The sequence below is a fragment of the Methylocystis sp. L43 genome (assembly GCF_015709525.1).
GTDB lineage: Bacteria > Pseudomonadota > Alphaproteobacteria > Rhizobiales > Beijerinckiaceae > Methylocystis.
Window position 1 is genome coordinate 59488 of sequence record NZ_JADNRA010000034.1, and the last position, 15980, is coordinate 75467.

A 15980-nucleotide genomic window follows, 5' to 3' on the forward strand; every position below is an offset into this window, starting at 1 on the left:
TGGGAGGAACACATGGCTTTAATCAACAAAATGCTGGTCGGCGAGTCGCTTGTCGGCGACGGCAATGAAGTTGCGCATATCGACCTGATCATGGGGCCGCGCGGCTCGGCGGCCGAACTCGCCTTCGCCAATGCGCTCGTCAACAACAAGGACGGCTTCACGACGCTGCTCGCGGTCGTCGCGCCGAACCTGCTGTGCAAGCCCAACACGATCCTCTTCAACAAGGTGACGATCAAGGGCGCCAAGCAGGCGGTGCAGATGTTTGGCCCGGCGCAGCATGGCGTCGCCAAGGCCGTTGCGGATTCGGTCGCCGAGGGCGTGATCCCGGTCGACGAAGCCGACGACATCTTCATTGCGGTCGGCGTGTTCATTCATTGGGACGCTTCGGACGACAAGAAGATCCAGGACTACAACTATACCGCGACGAAGGAAGCGATCGCGCGCGCCGTCAAGGGCGAGCCGAAGGCTTCGGAAGTCGTCGCCAAGCGCAACGAAGCCAAGCACCCCTTCGCGCCGAACTGAACCACGTAGGAACATGCGCAGCGGGGAGCGGAACGCTCCCCGCCGCCGCGCTCGCAGCCGACCGACGCCGCCGCTCAAGCGGCCAAGCATCGACGCTGCAAAATGATGACGCCGCAGAGTTCTAGAGTCTGGCGCGCGGGGGCGGCCGCCAGCAGAAATTTCGTCTTCCCTGAGGGGAGACGCAACGAGCAATAGGGGCATTCCGCGCGCGCAAAGTCGAAGACGCCGCAGGGACGCGAACGCACCGGAAGGGATGGATTATGGCTTCGTTCTTTGAGAAAATACTGGGCGCGCTTTTTCCGAAGCCGTCATCCGGCTTCACGTCGAGCACCGGCAAGACCAGCGTCGGCGAATCGCTCGTCGGCGACGGCAATGAGGTCGCGCACATCGACCTGATCATGGGTCCGCGCGGCTCCGCCGCGGAGAAGGCCTTCGCCAACGGCCTCGTCAACAACAAGGACGGCTTCACGACGCTGCTCGCGGTCGTCGCGCCGAACCTGTTGGTGAAGCCCTATACGATGATGTTCAACAAGGTGACCATCAAGAACGCCAAACAGGCGGTTCAGATGTTCGGCCCGGCGCAATATGGCGTCGCCAAAGCGGTCGCCGACAGCCTCGCCGAGGGCGTCATTCCGATGAGCCAGGCGGATGATCTCTTCATTTGCGTCGGCGTGTTCATCCATTGGGACGCCAACGACGATCAGAAGATTCAGGACTTCAACTACACGGCGACGAAGGAAGCCATCGCCCGCGCGATGAAAGGCGATCCGAGCGCGCGCAGCGTGTTGTCGGCCCGCGTCACCGCGAAACATCCTTTCGCCGCCAACTGAGCTTTGGCGGTTCGCTTGCCAAGGGAGCCTCAGGGCTCCCTTTTTTTTTGTGCGCCGACGCAAAACGGTCGAGGTCGGCGCGCGTCAGAGCGCCATCGTGCAGCGCCGTCGCGACAAGCGCGCCAGCGGCGCCGATCGCCTCAAGCCGTTCAAGATCGCCCGCGCCGCGAACGCCGCCGGCGGCAAAAACGCGCCGATCGCCCGCACGCGCGATGATCTGCGAAACCCGCGCAAAATCGGGACCCGCGCCGACGCCGACGCGCGTGAGCGTCATGACGATGACCCGACGCGGCCACAGCCTGGGGCATTGGTCGAGCGCATCGGGACCCAAAAAAAACTCGTCGCGAAAATCAAGCGAGAGAACGACATTGGGGTCATTCTTGGCGACATGCAGGGAGTCACTGTCGGACAAAGATTCGCTGCCGATGACGCGCTCGACGCGCGCTGCGCTGCGCCGGTCGCAGGACGCGGCGCCGGCGTCGACCATGAAGCGCAGCGCAGGGAAGCGTTCGGTCAATGCGCCGATCTCGTGGCGATTGTCGCCGCGTCCCTCGATCGCGTCGAGATCGGCGATATAGATTTTTTCAAATGGATGAAGCGTCAGGAAACCGGCGACGACATCGGCGGGCGCGCTTGTCGACGCAAGACGCGTAGAGATTGGCTTGTAGCTGTCGCGGTCGCCGGCGCGGGCGCGCATGACCGCGCCGCTGCGAATATCGATGACGGGGATGATCTGCATGGGGCATTATAGCGCGTCGCGATCCTGCGACGTCCGGCGAGCCTCATGATTCATCGTAGCCTGCTTCTTGCGCTTTTTTTGCTCGTTTTCGCCGACGCCGCTGCGGCGCAGGCGCCGCCCCAACAAAGCCAGCCGGATTGGCCGTGCCGACAGGTGCGCGTGCCCGAGCTCGCGGTCGGGGGCGTCTGGGCCGGTCCGCCGCTCGACGCCGCTATGAAACATTGGCGCGATGATGCGGCGATCGCCGATCTCGTCACGCGCCTCGCGCAGCGACGCACGCAGATCGACGAAGCGGAGACGCTTATCGCGCAATTCGCCAAATCGGCGGGCGACAAGCGCAAGGAGCGCCTGACGACGCTGTTCGCCGGCGTCTATGAGCGCATGAATGACGAGCGGCGCGAGCTGGTCAACGGCCTCGATCGTTTTGGCCGGCGCCTAAAAGCCATGGCGGAGACGGCGCGCCAGGAGACGCAGACGCTGCGCGACCTGCAGGATCAAAAGCCGCCGGACCCCGAAGCGATCAAAAAGGCGAGCGAAGCCGTGCAGTGGCGGCTGCGGCTCTTCGAGGAGCAGCGGCGAATGGTCGGCTATGTGTGCGAGAGCCCGGCGCTGATCGAGCAGCGTTTCGGCGCGCTCGCGCGCGCCATCCAGCAGGCGATGGAGTGAAAGCTCCCTCATTGCGAGGAGCGTAGCGACAAAGCAATCCAAAAAATCCGCGCCAATCTGGATTGCTTCGCTGCGCTCGCAATGACGGCTGCGAGGCGCCCTACTCGCGCGGCTCGGGCTGGCGCTCCTCGAGCGGATGGCCGGCCTGCTCCCAGGCGTCGGCGCCGGGCGGATACCACAGCACATGCGTATAACCGAGGGTGAGCGCGCGTTTCGCGGCGTTCCAGGACGCCCAGCAATTGGTGCGGCAATAGAAGACGAGCGGCTTCGATTTGTCGCCGCCGCTTGCGCGCGCCACGCCTTGCTCGAAATAGCGCGCCATCGGCTCGGAGAGTTCGCCAAAGCCGGTGTCGGGAAGCCAGATGCTGCCGGGAATGTCGAAGCGCTTCGGATCGCGCCAAACCGCATTCTTCGGCAGGCCTTCCGGCTTTGGCGGCCGCGAAAGCGCGTCGATGAAAACCGCTTTCTTGCCGCTCCACAGGTCAAACGCCTGCGGGGTGTCGAGGACGGTCGCGCCCTTGAGCGTCGCCGGCGTCGGCGCGTGATAATTGTCGAGGCGGTAGCCTTCCGGCTCCGGCGGCGTTTGGGCGCTAGCCGACGCGGCGCAAAGCGCGACCGCCGCGCAGAGCGCGAGAACGCCGCGAGCCAAATGTTTCGCCGAACTCATCATGGAACCGTGATCGCATGTCCCGACTCGTCGAGCAACGGGACTCCATAATCGCGAAGAATGCGCTCCAGCTCGATCTTGTTTTGGGCGATCAGCGTATTGAGTTCGCGCTTCCAGTTCTGATCGGAATGGCGAACCCCGAAACCGATGCGGAAGGCCATGCGGGCGCCAGGCGTCTCCGGCAGCGGCGTCACATTCAGCTTCTCGCTCGAATGTTTGGCGTAGTAGCCGGCGATCGGCCCCCACAGCAGCGCCACGTCAATCTCGCCCTTTTCGAGATCATGCATCATCGCCGCGCCGGAGGATTCGACGCGCGTGTCGACCATCAGCGCATAGGGCTTCACCGACGCCATCAGACCATTCATCGCCAGAACATTGCCGGGCGGCGTGTTGGCGACAAGGCCGATGCGACGCGGCTTTTCCTTCAAACGGGGATCGTCGAGCGCCTTGACGCCGTCAAGCTCCGAGCCCGCCCGGGTCACGATGGCGTAGGTCGTCCGGTAATAGGGATTGGTGGTCTGCACGAGGTCATTGCCCTGCGGCATGCCGAGGATGACGTCGCAAAGATGCGCGTTAAGCGTATTGCGCACAAAGCCCGTGGCGCCCGGATAATAGGTATAGGCGAGATCCTTGCCGAGCTTCTTCGCCAGGAGTTCGGCGATCCTGTTCTCGAAGCCTTCGCCCTTGTCGTTGGAAAAGGGAAGATTGTTCGGATCGGCGCACACGCGCAACGTCTTGGGATCGACGAGTTCGATCGAACCCTGATTATCGTCGCCCTTGGCGCCGGCGTCGGGCCCCATATGCTGCGCCGAGGCGGGGGCCGCCACAAAGAGGATTGCGGCGGCCCAGCCCGTCGAGAGCAGCGCGGAAAAACCGCGCCGATGCGTGAAGCGGATCATGCGATCGTATGACGCTCTTACTTCTGATTCATGCACTCGGTCTCGGCCTTGGCGAAGGCCTCCGGGCGGTCTTCCTTCTTCCCCGGACGGCCGGGCTCGATGGCGCCGGTCGAGAGGGCGCGCAGATAGACGTAGAGATCGTCGATGTAGCAGGAGGCGTTCTTGTTTTCGGCGAAGGCCGGCATAACGCTGTTGCCGTTCTGGCGGCCGCCGATGACGATGCCGGCGAATTCGGCATAGTCGAACCGCTTCACCGAATCCTTGAGCGCCGGCGCATAGGTCGAGCCGCCGCCATTGGGGCCGTGGCAGACGTGGCATTCCGCGTGATAGCGGCGATAGCCGGAGAAGGTGTACCAGTCCACCTTGCCGTCGGGGCCGACGTTGAAGGTGGGGTCGCCTTTGGCGTCGAAATATTTGCCGTCGGTCGATTTGACGGCCTTGGGGTCTCCCGGCGCGTCGGCCATTGCGGAGCTTCCCACGCACATGATGACGCCCAGAGCTAACGCTCCGGCAAGCGACGATCTCATTACCTCTCTCCTTGGTCTCTTTTCTTCCCACACTGTGTAAACGCCGACGCTCGGCGGCACCTTGACGGTGCGCCGAGCGCCGGCTTTTAATTGCTTCGCGTCTCGCTTAGTTCGGCAGAGCGAAGACAGTCAAGACGCCGCCAAGAGCCGTATAGTTGGCCAGCGACGCGTAGTTGCCCACGGCGCCGAGTCCCTCGTTGCTCTTTGAGAGGCCAGCCGCCAAGCCGATGCCGGCCCAGCCGCCAACGCCCGAGAGCACCGCGACATACTGCTTGCCGCCGGACTCATAGGTGGTGACGTTGCCGATGATTCCCGACGGAGTCTTGTACTTATAGAGCTCCTTGCCGGTCTTGGTGTCGACAGCCTTCAGATAGCCCTCGAGCGTGCCGTAGAAGGTGACGCCGCCGTCCGTCGACGTCGCGCCGCCCCAAACCGAGAACTGCTCCTTATTGGACCAGACGATCTTGCCGGTCTTGGCGTCCCAGGCGATGAAGTTGCCGGTGTGGGTCTCGCCCTTGTCCTTGCCCGCCGGGAACATTTCCAGCGTCGCGCCGACGTAGGGCTGGCCCGCCGTGTAGCTCACGCGGAAGGGCTCATAGTCCATGCAGACGTGGTTGGTCGGGACCAGGAACAGGCCCGTCGCCGCGTCATAGGTCGCCGGCTGCTGGTCCTTGGAGCCAAGGGCCGCCGGGCAGACATATTGCGTGTTGACGTCTTCGCCGTTGTGCTGCGTCGAATATTTGTCGACGACCAGCGGACGGCCATAGGTCTTGGACGACTTGTCCATGTCGACCTTGCTCGCCCAGTTCACCGCCGGATCATATTTTTCGGCGACGAGCAGCTCGCCGTTGGTGCGGTCCAGCGTGTAGGCGAAGCCGTTACGATCGAAGTGGACGAGAGTCTTGCGCTTCTGGCCGCCCATGTCCTGGTCGGCGAGAATCATCTCGTTGATGCCGTCATAGTCCCACTCGTCGTGGGGCGTCATCTGGTAAACCCACTTCGCCTTGCCGGTGTCCAGGTCGCGCGCCCAGATCGTCATCGACCAGCGGTTGTCGCCCGGACGCTGCGAGGGGTTCCAGGTCGAGGGATTGCCCGAGCCGTAGTAGACGAGATTCAGGTCCGGATCATAGCTGTACCAGCCCCAGGTGGTGCCGCCGCCGATCTTCCACTGCTCGCCTTCCCAGGTCGTGATCCCTGAGTCCTTCTCGACCGGCTTGCCAAGATGGGTGGTCTTGCCCGGCTCGATCAGCGTGTCGGCGTCGGGGCCCATGGAATAGCCGCGCCACACCTGCTGGCCGGTCTTCACGTCATACGCCGTGATGTGGCCGCGCACGCCGAATTCGCCGCCGGCGATGCCCACGAACACCTTGTCCTTGAAGACATGCGGCGCCGCGGTCGAGGTCTGGCCCTTGGAGGGATCGCCGTTCTTGACCGACCAAAGGAGCTTGCCGGACTTGGCGTCGAGCGCGACGAGCGTGGTGTCGGCCTGCGCCAGGAAAATCTTGCCGTCGCCATAGGCGAGACCGCGGTTGACCGTGTCGCAGCACATCACCGGCACGACCGACGGATCTTGCTTGGGCTCATACTTCCAGAGGATCTTGTGGTCCGGATCCTTCAGGTCGAGCGCATAGACGTTGTTGGGGAACGGCGTATGCAGATACATGACGTCGCCGATGACGAGCGGCGCGCCTTCATGGCCGCGCAGAACGCCGGTGGAGAACTGCCATGCCGGCGCGAGCTTGCCGACGTTCTCGGTCGTGATCTGCTTAAGAGCGGAATGGCGCAGGTTGGCGTAATCACCCGTCGGCATCACCCACTGCTTGGGGTCTTTCTGCAGGGTCTGCAAATCGTCGGCCTTCGCCGCACCGGCGAGCGCGAGTACGGCCACCGAAGTCGACAACAACAGTTTATGCATGAGCTTTTCCTCCTGACGACGCCCGGGGCGCATTTTTATGCGCCGCCGCCGACGTCGTGCCTCCTAGGCGCCTCGACATTGGGAAGGCGATTTCCGTTTATGTCTCATGCCGGCGGGACAAAACGTCCGCCAGCGGCGAGAAGCTCCCGGTTCCCGTCCGGAAGACATCTTTTAACTCGGAAACGGCGGGATAATATGTCGCTAGCTCTTGAATCGCAATCGCAAAAAACAATGGCGTCGCCGTGCGATGCAGCGCATCGGCCTGCCCATGAAACAGTCAAGGCTAACAACATGTTGCGTCGCTTACTGGCGCTTGTCGCGGCGCTGGCGCCGCTTATCGCCGCGACCCCCGCCCGCGCCTTCTCCTTAAGTGAAATCGCCCCCGGCGTTTTCGCGCATCAGGGCGAAACTTCCCTCATGACCCGGGAAAATGCGGGCGACATCGCCAATCTCGGCGCCATCGTCGGGGACGAAGCGGTCGCGGTGATCGATACCGGCGGCAGCCTGGTCGAAGGCCGCGCCTTCCTCGCGGCGCTGCGCGAAAAGACGCGAAAGCCCATTCGCTACGTCATCAACACCCACGCCCATCCCGACCACACCTTCGGCAATGGCGCCTTCGTCGAGACCGGCGCGACCTTCGTCGGGCATAAAAATCTGCCGCGCGCACTCGCCGCCCGTGGCCCGCATTATCTTTCGGCCTTCCGCGCGCAGATGGGCGACGCGCTCGACGGCGTGACGATCGTGCCCCCGACGCTGACCGTCGACCAGACGCTGACGCTCGATCTCGGCCATCGCGAGATCGTGCTGCAGGCGTGGCGCACGGCGCATAGCGAATGCGATCTGACCATTCTCGATCCGAAAAGCGGCGTGCTCTTCTCCGGCGATCTGCTCTTTCTCCAGCATGTGCCGGTCGTCGACGGCAGCCTCCTCGGCTTTCTCGACGTCGCCGAGAGGCTCGCGGCGATCAAGGCGACGCAGGTCGTCGCCGGGCATGGCCCCCTCCCCGCGCCCTGGCCGAAGGCGCTCGAAGACCAGCGCGCCTATCTGATGCGGCTGACCGCTGACCTGCGGGCCGCGATCAAGAAGGGCGAGGGCGTCGCCGCCGCCGCGAAAACCGCCGGGACCGAGGAGCGGGAGAAATGGCGGCTCTTCGACGATTACAACGCCCGCAACGCCACGGCGGGATTCGCCGAGCTGGAGTGGGAGGGGCCGTGAGCATGACTTTGTCACGTGACGGCGAGCGTGGTTCGCGCTTATTCTTGCCAGTAGATCAGCGCTCCTGCCGTCATTGCGAGGAGCTTTATTCGAAGTCGGGTATACCCGACTTCGCAAGAAACCGACGCAGCAATCCAGAGCCGGGCGCCTTTCAATGGATTGCTCCGCTACGCTCGCAATGACGGACTTGTTTGGAGGATGCCGGATATGAACACAGCAGCCCGTTCCGCCGCCGGCGCCCTCTTCGCTCTCTTTGCGACCGCGGCCCTCGCCCAAACCGCGCCCGATCCCTGGCCCGAACTTGTCGTCGACATCTTTCACAGCCGCCCGATCGCGGCGGCCGACGGCGTTATCGCGCTCGACGCGCCGGCGCGGGCCGAGGACGCGGCGATTGTGCCGATGACCATGCGCTTCGCCGATCCCTCGCAGATCAAGGTGGCGACGCTGGTCATCGACCAGAACCCGATGCCGATGGCCGCGGCCTTCACGCTCGGCGACAAGTCCGGCGTCGGCTTCATTGAGACCCGCGTGCGGGTCAATTCCTACTCCAACGTCCACGCGGTGGCGGAAACGGGCGACGGCAAGCTTCGCGCCGACGCGAAATTCGTCAAAGCCTCGGGCGGCTGTTCGGCGCCGGCGGTCAAGGATCAGGACGAGGCGGTCGCCAATATCGGCAAGATGAGGTATCGCGAGTTCAAGAGCGCCGATCCGGCAAAACGCGAGGCGCAGATCATGATCCGCCATCCCAACGCCTCCGGCATGCAGATGGACCCGGTCTCGCGCGCCTATCTGCCGGCGCATTTCATCGACTCTGTCGAAGTCTTTCAGGGCGAGACGCCGATCTTCAAGATGGAAGGCGGCATCTCGCTCTCGGAAGACCCGACCTTCCGCTTCACCTATGCGCCGAATGGCGCGAAGACGATCCGCGTCGAAGCTCATGACAACAAGGGCGGCGTCTACAAGGGCGAATGGCCGATCGGCGAAGCGTCATAGAGCGCTTCCCGATCACATCGAACAATGTGATCGATAAGGAATCGCTCAAAATCATTGGAGCAGGTTCTCATCGAAAAAGTCTGTCAACTTTTTCGGTACCTGCTCAAGGCGGCGCTCAATAGGTCGCGGCGAGATAATCGACGATCGCGGCGGCGTCGGGCTCGTCGATCTGCGCATGATAGGACGCGACCATCTTCTTCACGACGCCTTCCCAGAACGCGCGGCCCATCTTCGGCGGCTGACGCTCGATATAGTCGACGGAGTGACAGACGGCGCAATTGCTCTGGGCGGTTTCCTGGCCCGGTCCGGGGCGCAGCGTCGCCGTCTCTTCCGGCAGCGAATAGGTCAGCGTCTCGGCGGCGCAGAGCGCCGGCGCGAGTGACGCGGCCGTCGCCATCAGGATGAGCGTTTTGCGAAAGCGCGGCATGTTTTCGTTAGACCGCCTCTATCCGAACCGTCTCCACCACGTGCCGCATATAGCCGGCGTGATTCCATAAGGGCGCCAAGGGCTGCGACTGTCCGGCGCGATTGACGGCGCGGGATTTCAAATGATGCACGCCGGGCCGCAGCGACAGCTCTGTCCGCCATTCGCGGAAGGAATATCGGCCGAGATCCTCGCCGAGCCGAGCCGCGGTCCAGCTCGCGCCGTCATCGGCTGAGAGCAGCACGGCTTCGATCCCATGGCCGCCGTCGAAGGCGATGCCCCTGACCTCGAAGGCGACATGCGCCGCGACTTTCCCGTCGTCGGCCGGCCGCGTAATAAAACTGCGAACTGTGAGGCGCTTGATCGGACGAGTCGCCCCCTTCGGCGCGCCGGGCGTGACGCAGGCGCAGTCATTGTCGGGGATACGATAGGCGCTCGACATCCAGAAGCCGCTAAAATCGCTGTCGAGCACCTCGATGTCGTTGAGGTGCTTCACCCAATAGGTCCCGTAACAGCCGGGAACCACCAGCCGCAACGGAAAGCCGTTGAGCCATGGCAGGTCTTCGCCATTCATGGCGTAAGCGAGCATCACCTCGCCATCGCCGGCGTGGCCGAGGTCGAGCGCCTTGACGAAATCCGGCGTCTCCGGCGCCACTGGAGAATCGAGTCCGTTGAAGGCGACGGACTGAGCCCCCGGCTTCGGGCCGGCCTTTTCAAGCAGCGTTTTGAGCGCGACGCCGCGCCAGCGGGCGTTGCCCATCGCGCCATGGCCAAACTGTCCGCCGCCGACGCGCGGCTCGACGAAGCCGCGGCTGTTGCCCGAACATTGATTGACGGCGACGATCTCAACCGGCTCGAAGTCGCGCTTCAGCGCTGCAAGCGAGAGCGACAGCGGCGTCTCGACATGGCCCCGCATCTCGAGGCGAAAGGCTTCCGGATCAATGCTGAGCGGAACGCCGGCGAGGTGATAGCGAACGAAAAAGGCGTCGTTCGGCGTCAACACGCCTTCGTCGTAAACGGAAAAAGGCGTTTCGAGCTGAGGCGGCCTGACGGTCTGCTCGATCAGCGCCCGCTTTCCGGGGTAGCGCACGAGGGGCCGGTCGCCATTGGCGAATCCCAGTCGCGCGCCTTCCGCCGAATACGCGCCCCGTCCGTCAAAAGAGGACAACGCTGCGAGGCCAAGGCTTGCGCCTCGCAGAAATGATCGCCTGCTCGTGACTCGGGGCATCATTCACGCCGCTCGCGGCCGGTCGCCTTGCAGCGACTGCGCGGCTAGACCGTCAGGAGCCCCAAATCGTCAGCGCCGCGCATAGCGCGAACGGCAGCGTCGCAAGCGCGAGAACGCTGGTAACGCACAAAAACCGCGCCGTTTCGCTCGCTTCTCTCGGAGCCGCCTTGTCCTGCCAGTTGATGAACGCCATCACGATCCCCTTACAATTCCACACGGGGCCGCTGCCTTTGGCTCAGCTAAAGACGCGCCCGCATAGAAACGCGCGAGGCGGCGAATCGTTGCAGCATCGTTAAAAAAGCTGAAGCGCCGGCTCTGTCACCGACGCGCGGCGGCGACCGGCGACCGGGTGCGGCGCTGGGTCGGCGGCGGCGCGGGCGCGGCGCTTTCGCTGAACAGTTCGGCGAGTTTTTCAGTCATGGCGCCGCCCAACTCCTCGGCGTCGACGATCGTCACCGCGCGGCGGTAGTAGCGGGTGACGTCATGGCCGATGCCGATGGCGATGAGTTCGACCGGCGACTTGCTCTCGATCTCGTGGATGATTTGGCGCAGGTGCCGTTCGAGATAGTTGCCGGCGTTAACCGAAAGCGTCGAATCGTCGACCGGCGCGCCGTCCGAGATCATCATCAGGATGCGCCGCTGCTCGGAACGCGCGAGCAATCGGCGATGCGCCCAATCGAGGGCCTCGCCGTCGATATTCTCCTTCAACAGCCCTTCCCGCATCATCAGGCCGAGGTTGCGTCTGGCGCGGCGCCAGGGCGCGTCGGCGGCCTTATAGATGATGTGGCGGATGTCGTTGAGGCGTCCGGGATTGGCCGCCTTCCCTTCGGCGATCCAGGCCTCGCGAGACTGGCCGCCCTTCCAGGCGCGGGTGGTGAAGCCGAGGATCTCGACCTTGACGCCGCAGCGCTCCAGCGTGCGCGCCAGAATGTCGGCGCAGGTGGCCGCGACCGTGATCGGGCGTCCGCGCATCGAGCCGGAATTATCCAGAAGCAGCGTCACCACCGTGTCGCGAAAGTCCATGTCCTTTTCGCGCTTGAAAGACAGCGGCTGCTGGGGGTCGATGATGATCCGCGGCAGTCGCGCGGGGTCGAGCATGCCCTCCTCGAGGTCGAACTCCCAGGAACGGCTCTGCTGCGCCATCAGCCGGCGCTGCAGCCGATTCGCGAGCCGTCCCACGACCGAGGAGAGATGCAGCAGCTGCTTGTCCAGATAGGCCCGCAGCCGGTCGAGCTCCTCGACGTCGCAGAGCTCCTCGGCGCGAATGATCTCGTCGAAGCGGGTGGTGTAGGCGTGATAATCGGCGCCGGCGCGCTCGGCGGCGTTCGTCGCCGGGTGAAGCGCCTCGGCGGCCTCTTCGGCGTCTCCGGCGTCGGCCTCTCGCTCGGTCTCGCCATAGGGCGCTTCCGCGGAGTCGCTTTCGCCTTCCTGCTGGGCGTCTTCGGCCGCGAGCGCCGTATCCATCTCGGCGGCGCTCTTGGACTCTTCGTCGTCCCGATCGTCGCTCTCGCTCTGGTCGGGATTTTGCGGCGCATCCTCGCTTTCCTCGTCGGCGTTCGTCTCGTCGGGCGCTTCGCCGCTCGCCATATCGAGATGCGAAAGCAGCTCGCGCACGATCTGGGCGAAAAGCTTCTGGTCCTCCACCGCCCCGGACAGTCGGTCAAGATCTGCGCCGGCGCGCTCTTCGACGGTGTCGCGCCACAGCTCGACGATTTTTTGCGCGTGCTGCGGCGGATTGAGTCCGGTCACGCGTTGGCGCGCGAGCAGCGCCAGCGCGTCTTCGAGCGGCGCGTCGTCGCGGCCTGAGATTTCATCGGCGTGGCTGCGCTGATAGCGGTCGTCGAGCATCGCGCTGATATTCGCCGCGACGCCGGGCATCCGCATTGCGCCGATCGACTCGCAGCGCGCCTGCTCCAAGGCGTCAAAGGCGGCGCGGGCGGCCGCCGGTTCCGGCGCATAGCGCCGATGCAGAGCGTCGTCGTGACAGGCGAGGCGCAGCGCCAGAGAATCCGCCTGGCCGCGCAGAATCGCGGCGTCCTTCACGTTCAGCTTGCGCGGCGGCTCCGTCAGCCGCGCCTTCGCCCCATCGGCCCCGGCGATGAGCGAGGGTCGCTCCGGGGCGAAATTCACTTCGAGCGCGGGCGAACGCGCCATGGCGCGCATGGCGCCGGCGACGGCGCGCTTGAACGGCTCCTGCGGCGGCTCTTTGGGCGAGGCGGGCCGTCGGTTTGTCGGTGCTGGCGGCATAACGGAACTATATGCGCGTGGCCAGGGGGAGCCGCAAGTCGAAACGCCGTATTGGCGGAAAGCTTACAATTTGCGTTCGGCCTTGCTGAAGTTCGACAGATCGCCCTCCGCCGCGGCGCGCCGACGCCAGGATTTCGCGATCGCGGGATATTTGATTTCCTTGGAGATGCGGGAAACCTGCTGTTGCAATTTCTCGCTTCCACAGGCGGGACAGGCTGGAACGTCCGATCCGCGCACCAGCAGTTCGAATTCCGCCGCGCAGGCGTCGCAGACATAGGCGTAAAGCGGCATGAACCCCTCGCGTCATATGCATTCGCCTCTACGCGAGCAATTTTCGTTCCGCATGTGAGGCTCGTGCTACGCGCTCGCGAGGTGTCGGTGCGCCTGTCGCGATTGGCGGCGGCGTTTCCAACCAAGCGGCTACTCGGTTGAGCGCGTCATGCCCCACCCCGCTTCGCGGGAGAGGGAGAAGATTGCGCATTTTACAAGAGATTGCGCGTAACGCCCGCCGGCCCCCTCTCCCGCTTCAGCGGGGGAGGCAGGGGGCCAAGCAACGCTTCTCTATGTCATCACCACATTCACGGCGCTTTCCGGCAGCTCCTTGCCGAAGCAGCGCTGATAGAATTCGGCGACGAGCGGACGCTCGAGTTCGTCGCATTTGTTCAAAAAGGTCATCCGGAAGGCGAAGCCGATGTCGCCGAAAATCTCGGCGTTCTCGGCCCAAGTGATCACGGTGCGGGGACTCATCACCGTCGAAAGGTCGCCGGCCATGAAAGCGTTGCGGGTGAGGTCGGCCACCCGCACCATCTTATTGGCGATGTCGCGGCCTTCCTTCGTGGCGCCATAGGATTTCGCCTTGGCGAGGACGATGTTCGTCTCTGCGTCATGCGGCAGATAATTCAGCGTCGCGACGATCGACCAGCGGTCCATCTGCGCCTGGTTGATCTGCTGCGTGCCGTGGTAGAGGCCCGACGTGTCGCCGAGCCCGACGGTGTTGGCGGTCGCGAACAGGCGGAACGCCGGATGCGGCCGGATGACGCGGTTCTGATCGAGCAGCGTCAGGCGGCCGGAGACTTCAAGCACGCGCTGGATCACGAACATCACGTCGGGCCGCCCGGCGTCATATTCGTCGAAACACAAAGCCACGCAGTGCTGCACCGCCCAAGGCAGGATGCCGTCGCGAAACTCGGTGACCTGCTTGCCGTCCTTCAGGACGATGGCGTCCTTGCCGACGAGGTCGATGCGCGAGATGTGGCTGTCGAGATTGACGCGCACGAAAGGCCAGTTGAGCCGCGCCGCCACCTGCTCGATATGCGTCGACTTTCCCGTGCCGTGATAGCCGGTCACCATCACGCGCCGATTCCTGGCGAAGCCGGCGAGAATGGCGAGCGTCGTCTGCCGATCGAAGAGGTAGTCCGGGTCGAGGTCCGGCACATGTTCGTTGCGCTCGGAAAAGGCGGGAACCTCCATATCGGAGTCGATTCCGAACACCTGGCGCACCGAGATCTTCATGTCCGGCGTGCCGTCAAGGCCCGTTGCGGCGTATTCTGCAGCGACCAAAATGCGTCCTCCTTGCGCGGACCGTTTCGTCCCCGCATGATTGCGCCGAATATGTCTGCGCCGCCGCGGAAAGCTTCGCGCGCGCGACGAGCGCTCAGACCAGGCGAGCGGCCCTCAGCGTCTTATAGGCATGGATGATTTCCCGCAATTTTTCCTCGCGGGAGCGGTCGCCGCCATTGGCGTCGGGATGATGGCGCTTGACGAGCTCTTTGTAGCGCGCGCGGATCGCCACGGCGTCCGCCGTCTCCTCAAGCCCCATGGCGACGAACGCCCTGATCGTCACGGGCGAATGTTGCGGCGCGCGCTGGGCGGCGGCGGGGTGCGGACGGCGGAAGCGCTGGCGATAGACGCCAAGCGGATCGGCCGCCGTCATCGTGTCCTCGCGAAAGCCCGCCTGTCCGCGCTTCGTCCCCATGGACCAGGTCGGGCGGTGCCCGACCGTCGCATCCTTCATGTAGCGGGCGACCGAAGCGTCATCCATGCCGTTGAAATAATTGTATGTGGCGTTGTATTCCCGGACATGTTCGAGGCAGAAGCAGAGATACTGCCCCTCACGCAGCCGGCCCATCGGCGCGCGGTGGACGCCCTCCGCCTCACAGCCGGGAGAATCGCACCGCGTCACGGTCTCGCGCCGAGTTTCGCGCGGTTGACGCTTGGTTCGGATGCGGTCGAAGAGGGGCGAATTCAGGTCCATTTCATTCCATTATGATGGCGCCGCAGCGCGCCGCAAGCGCAACCAAGCGCCAATGTGCTAAATCGGCGATCGAACCGGAGATAAACATGACGGATCAGGGTAAAGGCGTCGTCAAGACGCGCATCGCACAGAAACTCACCAAAGCCCTTGCGCCAGCGGCGCTCAACGTGATCGACGAATCGCACAGCCACGCGGGGCACGGGCATCACCATCCCGACGGCGAAACCCACTTCAGAGTGGAGGTGGTGAGCGCGGCTTTCGAGGGCAAGAGCTTGATCGAGCGGCACCGTCTCGTCAATGCGCTTCTCTCCGACGAGTTGGCCGACCGCGTTCACGCTCTGGCGATCAGCGCCAAAACTCCGCACGAAGCCGCGCCCGTCTAAGGCCGTCAACTGCGCAGCGGGCCGCCGTCAGCGCCGCAGTCAATCTCGGAAACGTCCTCGCCCATGGCGATGCGGGCGCGCGCCAGCGCGCCGCCGGCGTCATAGGCGTAATCGTGGCGCAGCTCCACTTCGCCATAAACGAGCTTCTCGCAACTGATGATCCTGCCCTCGGCGTCATAAGTCGCGCGAAAATACGTATTGCGGTTCTTAAGCTCGCTCGCCTCGAGCGGCCCCAGGAGCTTCAATGGCAACCGAACCCCGGAATAGGAAAGAAAATACCGGCATTCTTCTTCATTAGGCGCTTCATTAATCTCCGACATCATCGCTCTCCCCGGTCCCCGGCGTTTCTTTAAGCGACGCCGCGCAAGCTGGTACGAGAAAATCACGCCAACCTCATGGCTCCCCGACATGGCTCCCCGACATGGCTCCCAGAGTGCGCGACTGAAGCCAGCGGCTCTTGACGGTCGGCGG

At 64.1% G+C, this 15980-nt stretch carries 19 protein-coding genes; 6 read left to right on the top strand and 13 right to left on the bottom strand.

Translation table 11 applies throughout. From position 1 onward, the window contains the following. Nucleotides 1–12 precede the first annotated feature (12 nt). Nucleotides 13–522 carry a formaldehyde-activating enzyme gene (gene fae / locus IYX23_RS14985; RefSeq protein WP_018406101.1) on the top strand — a complete coding sequence of 170 codons (510 nt, stop codon included), beginning with the start codon at nucleotides 13–15 and terminating at the stop codon, nucleotides 520–522. Between the two features lie 260 nt (nucleotides 523–782). After that, nucleotides 783–1352: a formaldehyde-activating enzyme gene (fae, locus tag IYX23_RS14990; RefSeq protein WP_018406102.1), complete on the top strand. Its 570-nt coding sequence runs from the start codon at nucleotides 783–785 to the stop codon at nucleotides 1350–1352. Here the strand turns inward: fae (IYX23_RS14990) and IYX23_RS14995 are convergent. Further along, a complete protein-coding gene (locus IYX23_RS14995; RefSeq protein WP_196393680.1) occupies nucleotides 1321–2091 on the bottom strand; it encodes a HisA/HisF-related TIM barrel protein in 771 nt (256 codons plus the stop codon). The genes fae (IYX23_RS14990) and IYX23_RS14995 overlap by 32 nt on opposite strands. Nucleotides 2092–2136: 45 nt before the next feature. Between IYX23_RS14995 and IYX23_RS15000 the strand changes: the two genes are divergently transcribed. Continuing rightward, nucleotides 2137–2757, top strand: a complete 621-nt coding sequence (locus tag IYX23_RS15000) for a hypothetical protein (RefSeq protein ID WP_196393679.1) — start codon at nucleotides 2137–2139, stop codon at nucleotides 2755–2757. A 100-nt stretch (nucleotides 2758–2857) separates the two neighbouring features. Here the strand turns inward: IYX23_RS15000 and IYX23_RS15005 are convergent, their stop codons facing one another. From IYX23_RS15005 to xoxF5, 4 genes are all read right to left on the bottom strand, one after another. After that, complete coding sequence (locus IYX23_RS15005; protein WP_196393747.1) at nucleotides 2858–3424, bottom strand: PQQ-dependent catabolism-associated CXXCW motif protein; 567 nt, start codon at nucleotides 3422–3424, stop codon at nucleotides 2858–2860. Further along, nucleotides 3424–4323, bottom strand: coding sequence for a substrate-binding domain-containing protein (locus IYX23_RS15010; protein WP_196393678.1), 900 nt, complete (start codon nucleotides 4321–4323; stop codon nucleotides 3424–3426). Before IYX23_RS15010 ends, IYX23_RS15005 begins: the two co-directional genes overlap by 1 nt. Before the next feature lie 17 nt (nucleotides 4324–4340). After that, nucleotides 4341–4808 carry a c-type cytochrome, methanol metabolism-related gene (locus tag IYX23_RS15015; protein WP_196393746.1) on the bottom strand — a complete coding sequence of 156 codons (468 nt, stop codon included), beginning with the start codon at nucleotides 4806–4808 and terminating at the stop codon, nucleotides 4341–4343. Nucleotides 4809–4956: 148 nt separating this feature from the next. After that, nucleotides 4957–6765, bottom strand: coding sequence for a lanthanide-dependent methanol dehydrogenase XoxF5 (gene xoxF5, locus IYX23_RS15020; RefSeq protein ID WP_196393677.1), 1809 nt, complete (start codon nucleotides 6763–6765; stop codon nucleotides 4957–4959). A 291-nt stretch (nucleotides 6766–7056) separates the two neighbouring features. Between xoxF5 and IYX23_RS15025 the strand changes: the two genes are divergently transcribed. Beyond that, on the top strand, nucleotides 7057–7980 hold the full coding sequence (locus tag IYX23_RS15025; RefSeq protein ID WP_196393676.1) for a quinoprotein relay system zinc metallohydrolase 2: 924 nt from the start codon (nucleotides 7057–7059) through the stop codon (nucleotides 7978–7980). A gap of 198 nt (nucleotides 7981–8178) precedes the next feature. Next, on the top strand, nucleotides 8179–8973 hold the full coding sequence (locus tag IYX23_RS15030) for a quinoprotein dehydrogenase-associated SoxYZ-like carrier (protein ID WP_196393675.1): 795 nt from the start codon (nucleotides 8179–8181) through the stop codon (nucleotides 8971–8973). A gap of 115 nt (nucleotides 8974–9088) precedes the next feature. Here the strand turns inward: IYX23_RS15030 and IYX23_RS15035 are convergent, their stop codons facing one another. From IYX23_RS15035 to IYX23_RS15065, 7 genes are all read right to left on the bottom strand, one after another. Beyond that, nucleotides 9089–9400, bottom strand: a complete 312-nt coding sequence (locus tag IYX23_RS15035) for a cytochrome c (protein ID WP_196393674.1) — start codon at nucleotides 9398–9400, stop codon at nucleotides 9089–9091. Nucleotides 9401–9407: 7 nt separating this feature from the next. Further along, nucleotides 9408–10628: a molybdopterin-dependent oxidoreductase gene (locus IYX23_RS15040; RefSeq protein ID WP_196393673.1), complete on the bottom strand. Its 1221-nt coding sequence runs from the start codon at nucleotides 10626–10628 to the stop codon at nucleotides 9408–9410. 49 nt (nucleotides 10629–10677) lie between these two features. Then, complete coding sequence (locus IYX23_RS15045; RefSeq protein ID WP_164479398.1) at nucleotides 10678–10818, bottom strand: hypothetical protein; 141 nt, start codon at nucleotides 10816–10818, stop codon at nucleotides 10678–10680. Between the two features lie 125 nt (nucleotides 10819–10943). Continuing rightward, entirely contained in the window at nucleotides 10944–12872 is a 1929-nt protein-coding gene (gene cobT, locus IYX23_RS15050) for a cobaltochelatase subunit CobT (RefSeq protein WP_196393672.1), read from the bottom strand. 63 nt (nucleotides 12873–12935) lie between these two features. Next, entirely contained in the window at nucleotides 12936–13163 is a 228-nt protein-coding gene (locus IYX23_RS15055; RefSeq protein WP_018406116.1) for a zinc ribbon domain-containing protein, read from the bottom strand. A gap of 270 nt (nucleotides 13164–13433) precedes the next feature. Further along, nucleotides 13434–14384: a cobaltochelatase subunit CobS gene (gene cobS / locus IYX23_RS15060; protein ID WP_192879556.1), complete on the bottom strand. Its 951-nt coding sequence runs from the start codon at nucleotides 14382–14384 to the stop codon at nucleotides 13434–13436. A gap of 142 nt (nucleotides 14385–14526) precedes the next feature. Then, nucleotides 14527–15126 (bottom strand): J domain-containing protein, encoded by a 600-nt coding sequence (locus tag IYX23_RS15065; RefSeq protein ID WP_196393671.1) that lies wholly within the window; start codon nucleotides 15124–15126, stop codon nucleotides 14527–14529. An 86-nt stretch (nucleotides 15127–15212) separates the two neighbouring features. On the opposite strand from IYX23_RS15065, the gene IYX23_RS15070 reads away from it, so the two are divergent. After that, nucleotides 15213–15509: a BolA family protein gene (locus IYX23_RS15070; protein ID WP_196393670.1), complete on the top strand. Its 297-nt coding sequence runs from the start codon at nucleotides 15213–15215 to the stop codon at nucleotides 15507–15509. A 5-nt stretch (nucleotides 15510–15514) separates the two neighbouring features. Here the strand turns inward: IYX23_RS15070 and IYX23_RS15075 are convergent, their stop codons facing one another. Next, entirely contained in the window at nucleotides 15515–15829 is a 315-nt protein-coding gene (locus IYX23_RS15075; protein ID WP_348643671.1) for a DUF6156 family protein, read from the bottom strand. Nucleotides 15830–15980: the final 151 nt, after the last annotated feature.